The organism is Amycolatopsis sp. YIM 10, from assembly GCF_009429145.1.
Taxonomy (GTDB): domain Bacteria; phylum Actinomycetota; class Actinomycetes; order Mycobacteriales; family Pseudonocardiaceae; genus Amycolatopsis.
The window spans coordinates 1,076,260-1,089,861 of record NZ_CP045480.1 but is presented as its reverse complement, the minus strand read 5'-3'; the positions used below and the strand labels follow the sequence as shown (position 1 = coordinate 1,089,861).

The following is a 13,602-nucleotide window of genomic DNA, read 5'->3' as shown; positions in this document are numbered from 1 at the left end:
CTGTCGCGTTAGGAGGGTCTCGCTGGTCTCACTGACTGGAAACCCGGCCGCTCAAATGGCGAGACGGCGTGCTCGCCGGGGTGGGCACACCCTGGCGAACACGCCGTCTCGCGGAGCTTTTGCCTAAACCACGCGTTTCTTGAGCTTGCGCCGCTCGCGCTCGGACAGCCCGCCCCAGATGCCGAAGCGTTCGTCGTGCGCCAGCGCGTACTCGAGGCATTCGTCCTTCACCTCGCAGCCCTGGCAGATCCGCTTGGCTTCCCTGGTGGAGCCCCCCTTTTCCGGGAAGAACGCCTCCGGGTCGGTCTGCGCGCAGAGCGCGCGTTCCTGCCACTGCTGTTCCTCGGCCGGGTCGAAAAGATCAGTGAGAACCCCCAGTTCCTGCTCCGGGCGTTCGCCCCAATCCATGACCGAGCCCCCTTCCCTTCCGTCGATCGCTGCCCGCATGTCCGCCTCCTCGCTTCCACGCACTCCCAGGCTGGCGGTACCGCAATCACCCGTTGATCCCCTAGCTCCAACGAATGACATCGTTGTGATTACACCCGTGTAATCGGGTCAGGTCAAGCTGAGTAGCGTGTTCGGGGGATACCCGAGACCTTTCGCGCAAGCGGACACGCCGTGCGCCACCCAACGTCGATGGGGAAGACTGGACCAGTGCACCGATCTGCCACCCGCCCAAGTCCCTTGTTCTACGCCCTGTTGGCGGTCACCGTCGCGGGCGGGGTCATCATGGCCCTGCAGAGCCCGTTCCCGTTCGAGGACGGCCGCTTGTTCCTCGGTGAGCGCGACTGGCTCGGCACCGCCGGCGCCGTGCTGCTGATCCTCGGCGGCTGGGCGGTTTCGTTGGTGCTCCACGAGTTCGGCCACGCGCTGGTGGCCTACCGCGGCGGCGATCACGAGGTGGCCGCCAAGGGCTATCTGACGATGGACATCCGCCGGTACACCGATCCGGTCTTCTCCATCCTGATCCCGCTGCTGATCCTGGCCATCGGCGGCATCCCGCTGCCCGGCGGCGCGGTGTGGATCAACCGCTGGGCGCTCCGGTCCCGGTCGGTGTCGTCCTGGGTCTCGCTCGCCGGGCCGCTGAGCAATCTCGCGCTCGGCATCCTGCTGACCGTCTCGGTGGCGCTGATCCCGATGCCCACCGGGCTCACCATCGGGTTGTCCTACCTGGCCTCGCTGCAGATCCTCGCGTTCGTCATCAACATCCTGCCGGTGCCGGGACTCGACGGGTACGGCGCGATCGAGCCGTACCTCTCCCCTCAGGCACGTGAATTCGGTGCGAAGGCACGGCCGTGGGCACCGCTGGTGCTCTTCGCGCTCATCCTCGCGGTGCCCGCGGTTGGCAACGCCCTGTGGACCCTGACCGACCTGGTCTTCGATTCCGTCGGCGGCAACTCCGTGGCTTCGCAGGTGGGTCAGTACGCCTTCCGCTTCTGGAGCTACTGACTCACGCTTTCGCGATCGATCCAGACCCGGGCGCGCTTGGCCACCCGCTTCAGCCCGGACCGTTCGCCCAGGTAGTCCCCGGCCATGCCGACCACCGGCAGCATGCCGAGCGCGCGGTGCACCAGCCGTCCGCGCGGGCGCTTCTCCAATTCGTCCACGATGGACAGAAGCGAGCGCCCCAGCCGCCAAAGCGTGCGCGCGGCCGCCTTCACCGTGAGGCGGCCGTGCTCGCGCTCGGCGTCGGTGAGTTCTTCGGTCAGTTCGTCGGTCCGCGAGTCCTCCGCCGAAGCGTCGTGCGCGGCGTCCTCACCCGCGGCCAGCACCGGATCGACGTCCCGTTCGAACAGCACCCAGGCGATCAGCCGCACGCGGTCGCCGACTTCGGTGATGCCGTGCTCCCCGCTGATCGCGCACAGCAGCAGGCCCTGCGCGGCGGCACCGAGCGTGTCCTGCACCGGCAGCCGGTCGGCCAGCGCGCCGCCGAGGCCGGGAATCGAGGTGAGCAGCGCGGTGAACCGGCCGACGCGGTTGACCCACCACCGGGTCCGCTCCTCGGCGTCCATCGCGGCCCAGGCTTCGGTACCGGGAACCTTGACCGAAGTCAGGCCGTTGAGCAGTTTGTCGCGCAGTCCCGGATCGACGTCATCCAGTTCCGAGCTGCCGTCCCGCCTGCGCGCGCGGGCGAGCAGGCCGAGCGGGTCGGATTCGCGCAGCGCGTCCAGCATCGGACCGCAGCCGCGGACGAACGGCCGCAGCACCTTGACCACCTGGGCGTCCGAAATCGCCTCACCCACGAAGCTTCGCCTCCTGTCCCGCTCGCAACGAACCGCCGACGGCGAACGCCCCCGGCAGCGCGCCGACGGCCAGCAACAACAGTCCTCGCCAGTCCTCGACGAATACCCGGTCCCCGCCGGGACCGAACATGGCGAAGGCGATCGCGGTGAACGCCCACACCGCCAGCACCACCCCGGCGAACGGCGGGCCGACCAGCGCCCGCCCGGCCAGCACCAGCATCGGCGTGGTGATCGCGGCGACCAGCAGCGAGAGCGGCACCGGGAACGAGCCGAGCGCGGGCAGCAGCGTGCCATCGGCCCGCAGCGGCAGGAAAAACAGTTCCAGCACGGCCAGCAGCACCGCGTCCACGACCAGCACGGCCGCCATCAGCGAGCGCATCAGTCCCAGCCCCCGAACAGGTCGGTCGCCGCGCCGGTGCCGTCACCGGCGGCCAGCACGAAGCACTCGGTGGTGGCCAGCGGCTGGGCGAGGTTGTTGGACAGCGCGAACAGCCCGTCACCGACGTGCACCTGCGTGGCGTGTGCCCGCAGTGCCGCCACCTTCGCGGCCAGGTGCCCGGAAACGTCCACCCTGGTGGTGATCACCTCGTCCGGGGTGGCGGGCAGTTCACTGTCGGCGGGCACCTGGAACTCCAGGTCCTTGCGCTCCCGAAGCAACGCGAGACCGCGCGACGTGTCACCGGCCGAGGACACCGTGTGGAACACGCGCACCACGGATTCGGCACCGGCCACGGCGGCCATGGTCACCTCGTGCGCGCGGATGTGGTCGGGGTGGCCGTAACCGCCGAAGTCGTCGTAGCTGACCACCACCTGCGGGCGCAGCTCGTCGAGCAGGGTGCGCAACTGACCGGCCTGCTCCTCGATCAGCCCGCGCACGAAGGCACGCGGGTGCTCGGCCGACGGCGTGCCTGCCATGCCCGAGTCGCGCCAGTGCCCGATGCCGCCTAGGTAGTGGTGCCGGGTGACGCCCAGCGCCTCGCACGCGGCGGCCAGCTCGCCGCTGCGGTAACCGCCGAGCTGATCACCCGCCCACGAGCCGAGCTGGGCCAGTTCGGGCGGGATGATCTCCCCTTCCTCCCCCAGGGTGCAGGTGACCACGGTCACGTCGACGCCATCGGCCGCGTACCGGGCGATGGTGCCCCCGGTGGTCAGCGTCTCGTCGTCGGGATGGGCATGGACCAGCAGCAACCTGCGGGGTTCTGGCGAGATCACGGCTTCAGATTAATTCGTGCGTTGGTATTCCACGCGGGGCGACCTCGGATATCCTGCCCGGCAGAGTTGTACGTGACGGGCGAGTGGTACCTCGATAACGCCGGACAAAGCGCTGTTGACGGGCTCGCTACGTGTACCCCCACGAAGGGCATTCTTGGTGAGCACAGAAGCAACAACGACCTCGGGTTCCGTGCTGTCCATCTCGGACCTGCACATCACGTTCTCCACCGACGACGGCATCGTCCAGGCCGTCAAGGGGATCGGGTTCGACGTGGCGCCCGGTGAGATCGTCGCGGTGGTCGGTGAGTCCGGTTCCGGCAAGTCCGTGACCTCGATGTCGGTGCTCGGCCTGCTGCCGAAGACCACCAAGATCGCCGGCGAGCGCCGCCTGGAGCAGACCGATCTGGGCGGGCTGAAGGACGCCGAACTGCGCAAGGTCCGCGGCAACGAGATCGCGATGATCTTCCAGGAGCCGATGAGCGCGCTGAACCCGGTCTACACGATCGGCTGGCAGATCCGCGAGGCGCTGCGCACCCACCAGGACCTGTCGAAGGCCGCCGCCGACGCCCGCGCCATCGAGCTGCTGGAGATGGTCGGCATCCCGAACCCGCCGGTCAGGTTCAAGCAGTACCCGCACCAGCTCTCCGGCGGGCTGCGCCAGCGCGTGGTGATCGCCATGGCGATCGCCTGCGACCCGAAGGTGATCATCGCCGACGAGCCGACCACCGCGCTCGACGTGACCGTGCAGGCGGAGATCCTCGGCCTGCTCCGCAAGCTGCGGGACACGCTGAACACCGCGATCGTGCTGATCACGCACGACATGGGCGTGGTGGCCGACCTGGCCGACCGCGTGGTGGTGATGTACCAGGGCGAGATCGTGGAGAGCGCGCCGGTGCGCGAGCTGTTCGCGTCGCCGAAGGAGGAGTACACCCGCAAGCTGCTGGCCGCGGTGCCGGTGCTGGGCCAGCGCCCCGAGGGCAGGCGGCTGCTGGAGACCGAGTCGCTCGAGGTCGCCACCGAAGAGATCCGGCTGGCCGACGAAGAGCTGGAAGCGCAGATCGAAGAGACCGCGTACGCGCTCGAGATCAAGAACCTGGTGCTGGAGTACCCGGGCCGTCGCGGGCAGCAGAAGAACCGCGCGGTCGACGACGTCTCGCTGCACATCAGCAAGGGCGAGATCCTCGGCCTGGTCGGTGAGTCCGGTTCGGGCAAGTCGACCGTCGGCCGCTGCGCGATCCGCCTGCTCGACCCCACCGAGGGTCAGGTGTTCATCGCCGGGCGCGACATCACCAAGCTCACCGCCAAGGAACTGCGCCCGCTGCGCCGCTACTTCTCCATCGTGTTCCAGGACCCGGCGTCTACTTTGGACCCGAAGATGACCATCGGCGAGTCCATCGCCGAGCCGCTGGTGCTGCACAAGGTGGTCGAGGGCAAGGCGCTCAACAACCGGGTGGAGACCCTGCTGGACAACGTGGAGCTGGGCGGGCACTACCGCAACCGGTACCCGCACGAGCTTTCCGGCGGGCAGCGTCAGCGCGTCTCGATCGCGCGTGCGCTCGCGCTGGACCCGCAGCTGCTGATCGCCGACGAGCCGACCTCGGCGCTGGACGTGTCGGTGCAGGCGCGGGTGCTGGACCTGTTCCTCGACCTGCAGCAGAGCCTGCAGTTCGCCTGCCTGTTCATCAGCCACGACCTGGCCGTGGTCGACCTGCTGGCGGACCGGGTGGCGGTGATGCAGCACGGGAAGCTGATCGAGGTCGGCACGCGGGACCAGGTGCTGCACTCGCCGCAGGAGGACTACACCCGCCGCCTGCTCTCGGCGGCGCCCGTCGCCGACCCGATCCTGCAGGCCGAGCGGCGCAAGGCGTGGGAAGCGGGCAAGCTCGCCCCGGTCGCCGACTGACGGCGCTCCGATCGCACAAAGGCCCCCGCTCTCCTCCGAGGCGGGGGCCTTCTGCTGTGCCGTGAAAGCCACATTCACGGCATGGGTACGCAGAAAAACCGGGAGCTTCCGGCATCGCGGGAGGCGGAGCCGGAAGCTCCCGGAGGAACTGAACCGAGCTGTACTACGCCTTCTGACGGCGCTGCCGCGGGTCGAACGCGTCCCGCAGCCCGTCGCCGATGAAGTTGATGGTGAGCGAGATCAGCACCAGCACCACGAACGGGCCGAAGAACAACCACGGCCTGCCCTGCAGCTGCGCGTAGTTCTCCAGGATGACGCGGCCGAGCGAGGTGTCCGGCAGCTGCACACCGAGGCCGATGAACGACAGCGCCGCCTCGGCCAGCACGGCCTGCGCGACCGCGAGGGTCGCGTTCACCGTGATGCTGCCGACCATGTTCGGCACCAGGTGCTTGAAGATGATCCGCCCGGTACCGGCACCGGCCGCCCGTGACGCCTCGACGAACTCCCGCTGCGACAGCGACATCGCCTCGGCGCGCACGATCCTGGCGATCGGCATCCAGCCGAACGCCGCCAGCACCATCGCCACCACGTACCAGGACCCGCCGCCGGCCACCTTGACCAGGATGGCCGCCGCGGCGATCTGCGGCACGATCAGGAACAGGTCGGTCAGCCGCGAGGCCGCCGAGTCGGTGAACCCGCGCAGATAACCCGCGCTGGCACCGATCAGCACGCCCAGCGTGGTCGAGACCACCGACACGGTGAGCGCGATCAGCAGCGAGTACTGGGTACCCCGCAGCACCTGCGAGACCATGTCCTTGCCGACCTGCGTGGTGCCGAGCGGGTGGTCCCCGCTCGGCGCCAGGAAGCCGCCGACGGTCTCCTCGTAGCCGTACGGCCAGAAGATCGGCATGATCACCGTGATCAGCACCAGCAACAGCAGCACCGCGCTGGAGATCATCGCGGCCTTGTGCCGCAGGAACTTCCGCAGGACCAGTTTGCCCTGGCTGGTCGGCTCCGGCGTGGACGACGGCGGCATGGCGCCGTCCGCCATGGTCGGCGCGTCCGTCTGTGCTCCGGTCAGGAGCGAGTTCATGTCAGCCAACGCGAATCCTCGGGTCCAGGATGCCGTACATCAGGTCGGCGATCAGATTGGCGACCACCACCATCGTGGCGACCAGTACGAGCCAGCCCATCAGCACGTTCGGGTCGTTCCGGTCGACGGCTTCGACCAGCACCGAGCCCATGCCGTTCCAGTTGAACACCCGCTCGGTGATGATCGCCCCGGTGAGCACACCGGCGAAGTTGACCGAGAACAGCGTGGTCACCGGGATCAGCGCGTTGCGGAAGGCGTGCCGGAAGATCACCCGGGACGAGGACAGGCCCTTCGCCCGCGCGGTCCGCACGTAGTCCGCGTTCAGCGTCTCCAGCATCGAAGCGCGCTGGAAGCGGCTGTAGGCCGCGAAGCTGATCGCCATGATCGACAGGGTCGGCAGCAGGAACGCGCCGACGTACTTGGTGGCGAAGTCGAACAGACCGTCCGCCTGCAGGTTCTCCGGACTGGTGGTGCGGAGCCAGGGATTGCCCAGCCATTCGTCCCACCCGAGGTCGCGGATCAGCACGTTGATCTCGATGGCGTACTGCTTGAGCACGATGGCGACGCAGAAGATCGGCATCGAGAACAGCAGGAAGGCCACCGTGGTCGCCAGGTAGTCGACGATGGAGTACTGCTTGACCGCGGCGATCACGCCGACGGTCACGCCGAGGACCACCGCGAGGAGCTCGGTACCGATGACCAGCCGGGCGGTCACCTCGAAGGCGCTCATCACCTTCGGGAAAACCGGTTGCAGGCCCTGACCCTGGGCGATAGACACACCCCAGTCACCGGTCAGGAAGCTGCCGAGCCAGTCGAAGTACCGGGGCACCAGGCCCTGGTCCAGGCCGAGCTGGCGAGCCAGCTCGTCGACCGCCTCGCGGCTGACGTTCGGGTTCCCGCGCAGTTCCCCGAGCGGGTCGCCTGCCCCGGCGACCATCAGGAAACACAGGAAAGTGGCGATCAACAGAATGGGAATGGAGATCGCGATACGACGTAGTACGTACACAACCAGGTTCAACTAATTGCTCCTCGTCGGGGCCCGGCCTTGGAACGCAACCGAGCCCGGAATTCAGGTACACCGTAGTGCCCCGGTCCCGGGCGTCAACAGCTACTTCCGAAGGGGATCGGGGCCGGCTTGTGGCCGTGCCCCGATCCCCGCCGGGTCGATCGGTAGGAAGCGGAAGAGACCAGGACTAGCTGGTCTTCTCCCACTCGCCGGCGTTCCACAGCGCACCGTTGTACGACTGCATGTACACCTTGTCGATGCCCCGGAAGCCCCACATGGACGGGGTCTGGAACAGCGGCAGCGTCGCGTAGTTGTCCGCGATCGCCTTGTCGGCCTCCTGGTAGAACTGCGTGCCCTGCGCCTCGTCGGTCGCCGAGACCGCCTTGTCGAAGGCCGTCTTGATGTTCGGGTCGTTCAGGCTCTGGTAGTTCTGGTTGCCGCCCTGGTCCTTCGGGATGTAGATCGAGGGCTGCTCGGCCTTGAACGGCGCCGACGACCAGCCGAACAGCGCGATGTCGTACTCGCCCTTGTCCAGGTTCCCCTTGAGGAAGTTCGGGTCGGTCTGGTCGGTGATCTCGATGCCCGCGGCCTTGGCCTGGGCGATGATGATCTCGACGGTCTGCTTGCGGCGGTCGTTCTGGTTGTGCGTGATCGTCACCGAGAAGCGCTGGCCGTCCTTGGCGAAGATGCCGTCGGCACCCTTGACCCAGCCGGCGTCGGTCAGCGTCTTGGCGGCGACTTCCGCGCCCTTGCCCGCCTTGTCGCTGTAGAGGTCGACGTAGCCCTGCTCGCCCGGGTAGAAGACGATGCTGTTCAGCGGCTGCGCGTCGGCCTGGACCTCCTTGAGGAGCTTGTCCACGATCTCCTGGCGGTTGACCACCTCGAAGAACGCCTTGCGGGTCTCCTGCTTCTGGAAGATCGGCTTCGCGAAGTTGAGGTCGAGGTGCTCGAAGGTCAGCTGCGAGGCCGAGCCGTAGGTCACGCCCTGCGAGGCGAGGCCCTTCATGGTGCCCGCCGCGGTGGCGTCCGGCTGGGTCGACGCGGCCACGTCGATCTCACCGTTCTGCAGCGCGGTGGCCATCGCCTTGGTGTCCTTCATGGCGCGGACGACGATCTTGGCCGGGCCGCCCTTCTCACCGATCCAGAGCGGGTTCTTCTCCAGGGTCACCGACTCCTGGTTGGCGTCGAAGGCGGTGATCTTGTACGGGCCCGAGCCCGGCATGGTGGCCGGGTCGAAGTCCTTGAACTTGTTGGTCCAGTAGTCGCCGGCCTTCTTCAGCTCCTCCATCGGGCTGCTCGGAGTGAGCTTGGTGATGTCGGCGATGCCGGTCTGCTTCTCCACGATGTGGGCCGGCATGACGTGCGTCGAGGCGAACATGCCCTTGTAGTCGAGGTAGGGCTTCTCGAACTTGGCCTCGAAGGTCAGGTCGTCCTTGCAGGAGGCCTCGGAGACGAGGTTGTAGCCCGCCGGGGACGCGGCGTTGAAGACCGGGGTCTCGCCGTCCAGGATCTTGCCGTTGTGCGAGAGCCAGGCGAGGTAGAAGTCATCGCAGTCCCAGGCGTCGCCGTCGGACCACTTCACACCGGGCTTGATCTTCCACTCGACGACCTGCGGCTCCTTCGAGGTGACGGTCCAGGACTCCATCACGTCGTTGTTGAGCAGCACCTTGTTGTTGCCGTCGAGCACGTCGGCACCGGAGAGCACCGTGGTCAGCACGTAGGTGTTGTACGAGCTGTTCGAGTCCGGCGTGTCGTTGTTGTACGCCGAGAAGCCCTGGTCGATGCCGACGATCACCTGGTCGCTGTTCGCCGCGGCGCCCAGCTTGAAGTTGTCGCCGCTCTGGGCCTTGCCCGTCGCCATACTTTTGATATCGGCGCTCGAGCCGGTGTTCGGGTCGCCGCCCTCGTTGCCGCCGCCGCTGCACGCGCTCAGCAGGAGCGCGGAACCGGCGAGCAGCGACACAGCGGAGACTGCTTTGCTTCTCCTCATTTAGATGTGCCCTCCTAGCACTGGGTCCCGGGGCATCGGACCTGGGGACCCACCCGCCCCGGATAGTTGAGCCGGAGCTTATGACACGCCAAGCAACCCTCAATTGGCGCACTGCGGGTGCACGCTAGAAAGCGCGGGCACGCGCGGTCACCAGTTACCGCGCGATCGTGACCAAAGGGTGACTTCCCACCAACGTCCGGAAATACAACGGTTACCGCCCGGTACCGACCGCGCAACGGACCTCACCCGGACGCAACACGGGGCCGGGTGTTCGCCCGGCCCCGCGCTGTAATCAATGATCACTCAGTCGTGCGTATACCTACTTGGTGACGGCCCACTCCCCGACGTTCCACAGCGCGCCGTTGTAGGACTGGTTGAACACCCTGTCGATACCGCGGAAGCCCCACATCGAGGGAGTCTGGAACAGCGGCAGCGACGCATAATTTTCCGCGATGTACCGGTCCGCCTCGGCGAAGCCCTCGCGGGCGACGTTCTCGTCGGTGGCCGCGATCGCCTTGTCGTAGGCGGCCTTGATGCGCGGGTCGTTCAGGCTCTGGTAGTTCTGGTTGCCGCCCTGGTCCTTCGGCACGTAGATGGGCGGCTGCTCGGCCTTGAACGGGGCCGCCGACCAGCCGAACAGGGCGATGTCGTACTGGCCCTTGTCCAGGTTCCCCTTGAGGAAGTTCGGGTCGGTCTGGTCGGTGATCTCGATACCGGCGGCCTTGGCCTGGGCGATGATGATCTCGACCGTCTGCTTGCGGCGGTCGTTGGTGTTGTGCGTGATCACCACGGAGAACCGCTGGCCGTTCTTGGCGAAGATGCCGTCGGCGCCCTTGACCCAGCCGGCGTCGGTCAGCGTCTTGGCGGCCGCCTCGGCGCCCTTGCCCGCCTTGTCGCTGTAGACGTCGGTGTAGCCCTGCTCACCGGGGTAGAACACCAGGCTGTTCAGCGGCTGGATGTCCGCCTGGACCTCCTTGAGCAGCTTGTCCACGATCTCCTGGCGGTTGACCACCTCGAAGAACGCCTTGCGCGTCGCCTCCTCCTGGAAGATCGGCTTCGCGAAGTTCAGGTCGAGGTGCTCGAACGACAGGCGCGGCGCCGAGCCGTACTTGACGCCCTGCGCGGACAGGCTCTTCAGCGTGTTGGCCGCGGTGACGTCCGGCTGCACCGAGGAGGCGACGTCGATCTCGCCGTTCTGCAGCGCGGTGGCCATCGCCTTGGTGTCCGGGATGCCGCGGACGAGCACCTTCGCCGGGCCGCCCTTGGCGCCGATCCAGTGCGGGTTCTTCTCCAGCGTGACCGACTGCGCGTTCTGGTCGAAGGCGGTGATCATGTACGGCCCGGAGCCGGGCATGAGCGCCTTGTCGAAGTTCTTGAACTTGGTGTTCCAGAACTCGCCGACCTTCTTGAGGTCCTCGAGGTTGCTCTGGAGGTTCAGCGTCTTGATGTCGGCGATGCCGGTGCCCTTCTCGACCACGTGGGCGGGTAGCACCGCGGTCGAGTTGAACATGCCCTTGTAGTCGAGGAACGGGCTGGCGAACTGGGCCTCGAAGGTCAGGTCGTCCTTGCAGACCGGGGCGCTGACCTTGTCGTAGCCGGCGATCGAAGCCGACTGGAAGACCGGCGACTCGCCGTCCTTGACCTGGTCGCTGTGCGAGAGCCACGCGAGCCAGAAGTCGTCGCAGTCCCAGGCCTCGCCGTCGGACCACTTCACGCCTGGCTTGATCTTCCACTCGACGATCTGCGGGTCCTTGGACTTGACCGTCCACGACTCCAGCACGTCGGTGTTGAGCAGGACCTTGTTGTTGCCGTCCAGCACGTTCGCCCCGGCCAGCACCGAGGTCAGCACGAACGTGTTGTACGAGCTGTTGGCGTCCGGGGTGTCGTTGTTGTACGCCGAGTACCCCTGGTCGATGGCCACCGTGACGGCATCGCTGGCCGGCGCGTCACCCAGCTTGAAGTTGTCGCCGGTCTGCGCCTTGCCGATGGCCATGCCCTTGATGTCCTCGGCCGAGCCGGTGTTCGGGTCACCGCCCTCGTCACCCCCGCCACCACACGCGCTCAGCACGAGCGCGGCGCCGGCGAACAACGAGATCGCCTGGATCCCTCTGGTTCTCCTCATGTCGGTTGTGCCCTCCTAGCACCTGACCGCGGCGATGGCCGCCGGCCGTTGGTGCACGCTAGAAAGGCTCCGTCCCCCTGGTCATCAGTTGACCGGCGATCGTGACCAAAGGGTGACGAGCGGACCAACCTGACAATTAGCGCGCGACACCGGTCCTCAGTTGGTTCCGCGGGTCCAGTTCACCGCGTTGCCGAACGGCCCGGTCAGCGGCGGACCGGGGGTGACCCCGGAAACGCCCTTGCTGACCGCGAGCGTGTCGGAGAGCTGGAACAGCGGGATCACCACGTTCCGCTGCCACAGCTGGGACTCAGTGGTCTCGACCACTTCACCCTGCGGACCGATTCCGGTCAGTGCCGACTCGATTCCGCTCTGCAGCCCCTGATCGCAGAACGCGGCCGGGTTCGGCGGCAGCACCGGCGTGGTCGGCGTGGTGCCGGGCTGGGTCGGACGGCAGCCGAATTCCGAAGCCAGCGTGAGCACCGGATCGGTGCTCACCGCCTGCGGAACCACCGCGATGTCCACCCCGACGCCGCCGTCGACCGGCGGGGTCGCGGTGCCGTCGGCGGTCGGTTGCGCGAGCAGGTTCGAGAACAGTTCGCGCGGTTGCGGGCTGATCATGCGAACGTCCACACCGGCCGCGACCAGTTGCGAAGTCAGCTCCTTGGCGATCGTCGCGTATGGCTCCTGCTGGCCCGGCGAAGCGACCACAAGGGACAGTTGACGACCACTGGAATCCCGCCAGGTTCCGGCATCCCGGGTGTAGCCCGCGTTGGCGAGCAGTTCGCCTGCCTTCGCCGGATCGGGCGTGGCGGGCGGTCCGCCGCCCGGGATCGTCGGCCGGTAACCGGCCACCGAAGGCGGGGTCAGCAGCGAGTCGGCACGCAGCGCCGCGGACGAACCGCCGTTGGCGCCTTCGTCGATCAGCTTGTTCCGGTCGAGCAGCGCGGCGATCGCCCCGCGCACCCGGTCGTCGGCCAGTTCCGGACCGCTCGGCCGCAGCAGCACGCTGGCCAGCCGCGGCTTGGCCACGGTGTGCAACTGCACGGACTCGCCGAGTTGACCGAGCAGCGCGAGGCCGGTGGAATCGGTGCGGGACAAGGAGAACTGCACGGTCCCGCTGCGGAGAGCGGCGGCCGCGCCCGCCTGGTCGGCGCGGCGCAGCACCAGCCGGTCGACCGCGGCGGGCTTCTCCCACCAGCGTTCGTTGCGCTCCAGGATGATCTCGCCGCGGTCCCGGTCGAGCGTCTTGATGGAGAACGGGCCGCCGTACGCCGGGAAACCGCCTTCGAGCGCGGCACGCCAGCCGCCGGGGGCGTCCTTGAACAGGTGCTGCGGCAGCAGTCCGCTGAACAAGGTCTTCCAGCCGGGGTACGGCTTGGTGAAGGTGACCTCGACGCGCTTGCCGCCCTCGCGGGACTGGATGTCGGAGATCAGCCGGTAGCCGGCCGGGTCCACCACGCCCGGCTCTTCCTTCATCGCGTTGGCCAGGTAGGCGAAATCCTCGGCGGCGATCGGCGCGCCGTCCGACCAGGACGCGTCCGGCCGGATGTCGTAGGCGACCACGAACGGCATGTCCGAGCTGACCTGAGCCGAGCCGGAGATGACCTCCGCGGACTCCATCAGGTTCTCGTCCAGCTGCGGGGTGCCGTTCTCCGCGGGGCGGAACACCGACGGCAGCAGCAGTTCGGACAACGCGGAGGTGACCGTCGAGGAGTCGGCCAGGTTGTGCGGGTTGTACCCGCCCACGATGTCGTCGACGCCGATGACGATCTGCGACGGCGTTTTCCCCGGCGGGGTGGACTCCTCGGCGACCGGCGTGCTCACCACCGGCGGTGGCGGGGTGTTGGTGCACCCGGCGAGCAGTGCGGCGGCGAGCAGCCCGACGGCGCCCAGCCTCGGCCGGCGCCCGCCGGATTCGCCCCTCAACCGCAACTGCTCGCCTCTCGGTAGCTGGACCGCCATGCTGCCATGGGCAGCGACTGGCACGACACCGGGTTTCCGTCCCCCGTCAAGGGGACGTTCCACCCCGGCTG

Annotated in this window: 11 protein-coding genes; 2 read left to right on the top strand and 9 right to left on the bottom strand. The window is 67.7% G+C overall.

Annotated elements, in window-relative coordinates:
• Positions 1-123 precede the first annotated feature (123 nt).
• Positions 124-447 carry a WhiB family transcriptional regulator gene (locus YIM_RS05420; protein WP_153029281.1) on the bottom strand — a complete coding sequence of 108 codons (324 nt, stop codon included), beginning with the start codon at positions 445-447 and terminating at the stop codon, positions 124-126.
• 207 nt (positions 448-654) lie between these two features.
• Between YIM_RS05420 and YIM_RS05415 the strand changes: the two genes are divergently transcribed.
• Positions 655-1,449 (top strand): site-2 protease family protein, encoded by a 795-nt coding sequence (locus YIM_RS05415; protein WP_153029280.1) that lies wholly within the window; start codon positions 655-657, stop codon positions 1,447-1,449.
• Here the strand turns inward: YIM_RS05415 and YIM_RS05410 are convergent.
• Genes YIM_RS05410 through mshB form a run of 3 tightly spaced genes read right to left on the bottom strand, consistent with a single transcriptional unit; the run spans position 1,443 to position 3,455 of the window.
• Positions 1,443-2,243 (bottom strand): hypothetical protein, encoded by an 801-nt coding sequence (locus YIM_RS05410; protein WP_153029279.1) that lies wholly within the window; start codon positions 2,241-2,243, stop codon positions 1,443-1,445. The two genes, YIM_RS05415 and YIM_RS05410, sit on opposite strands and share 7 nt — an antisense overlap.
• The gene (locus tag YIM_RS05405; RefSeq protein ID WP_153029278.1) at positions 2,236-2,622 is read right to left on the bottom strand and encodes a hypothetical protein; all 387 of its coding nucleotides are present in this window, start codon (positions 2,620-2,622) and stop codon (positions 2,236-2,238) included. The genes YIM_RS05410 and YIM_RS05405 overlap by 8 nt, the downstream gene beginning before the upstream one ends.
• Complete coding sequence (gene mshB, locus YIM_RS05400; protein WP_228004570.1) at positions 2,622-3,455, bottom strand: N-acetyl-1-D-myo-inositol-2-amino-2-deoxy-alpha-D-glucopyranoside deacetylase; 834 nt, start codon at positions 3,453-3,455, stop codon at positions 2,622-2,624. The genes YIM_RS05405 and mshB overlap by 1 nt, the downstream gene beginning before the upstream one ends.
• A gap of 157 nt (positions 3,456-3,612) precedes the next feature.
• On the opposite strand from mshB, the gene YIM_RS05395 reads away from it, so the two are divergent.
• On the top strand, positions 3,613-5,358 hold the full coding sequence (locus YIM_RS05395) for an ABC transporter ATP-binding protein (protein ID WP_153029277.1): 1,746 nt from the start codon (positions 3,613-3,615) through the stop codon (positions 5,356-5,358).
• Between the two features lie 163 nt (positions 5,359-5,521).
• Here the strand turns inward: YIM_RS05395 and YIM_RS05390 are convergent, their stop codons facing one another.
• From YIM_RS05390 to YIM_RS05370, 5 genes are all read right to left on the bottom strand, one after another.
• Positions 5,522-6,451, bottom strand: coding sequence for an ABC transporter permease (locus YIM_RS05390; RefSeq protein WP_153029276.1), 930 nt, complete (start codon positions 6,449-6,451; stop codon positions 5,522-5,524).
• A gap of 1 nt (position 6,452) precedes the next feature.
• Positions 6,453-7,469, bottom strand: coding sequence for an ABC transporter permease (locus YIM_RS05385; protein ID WP_153029275.1), 1,017 nt, complete (start codon positions 7,467-7,469; stop codon positions 6,453-6,455).
• Positions 7,470-7,644: 175 nt separating this feature from the next.
• Entirely contained in the window at positions 7,645-9,447 is a 1,803-nt protein-coding gene (locus tag YIM_RS05380; protein WP_153029274.1) for an ABC transporter family substrate-binding protein, read from the bottom strand.
• A 319-nt stretch (positions 9,448-9,766) separates the two neighbouring features.
• Positions 9,767-11,569, bottom strand: a complete 1,803-nt coding sequence (locus YIM_RS05375) for an ABC transporter family substrate-binding protein (RefSeq protein ID WP_153029273.1) — start codon at positions 11,567-11,569, stop codon at positions 9,767-9,769.
• 156 nt (positions 11,570-11,725) lie between these two features.
• Entirely contained in the window at positions 11,726-13,501 is a 1,776-nt protein-coding gene (locus YIM_RS05370) for an ABC transporter family substrate-binding protein (RefSeq protein WP_228004959.1), read from the bottom strand.
• Positions 13,502-13,602: the final 101 nt, after the last annotated feature.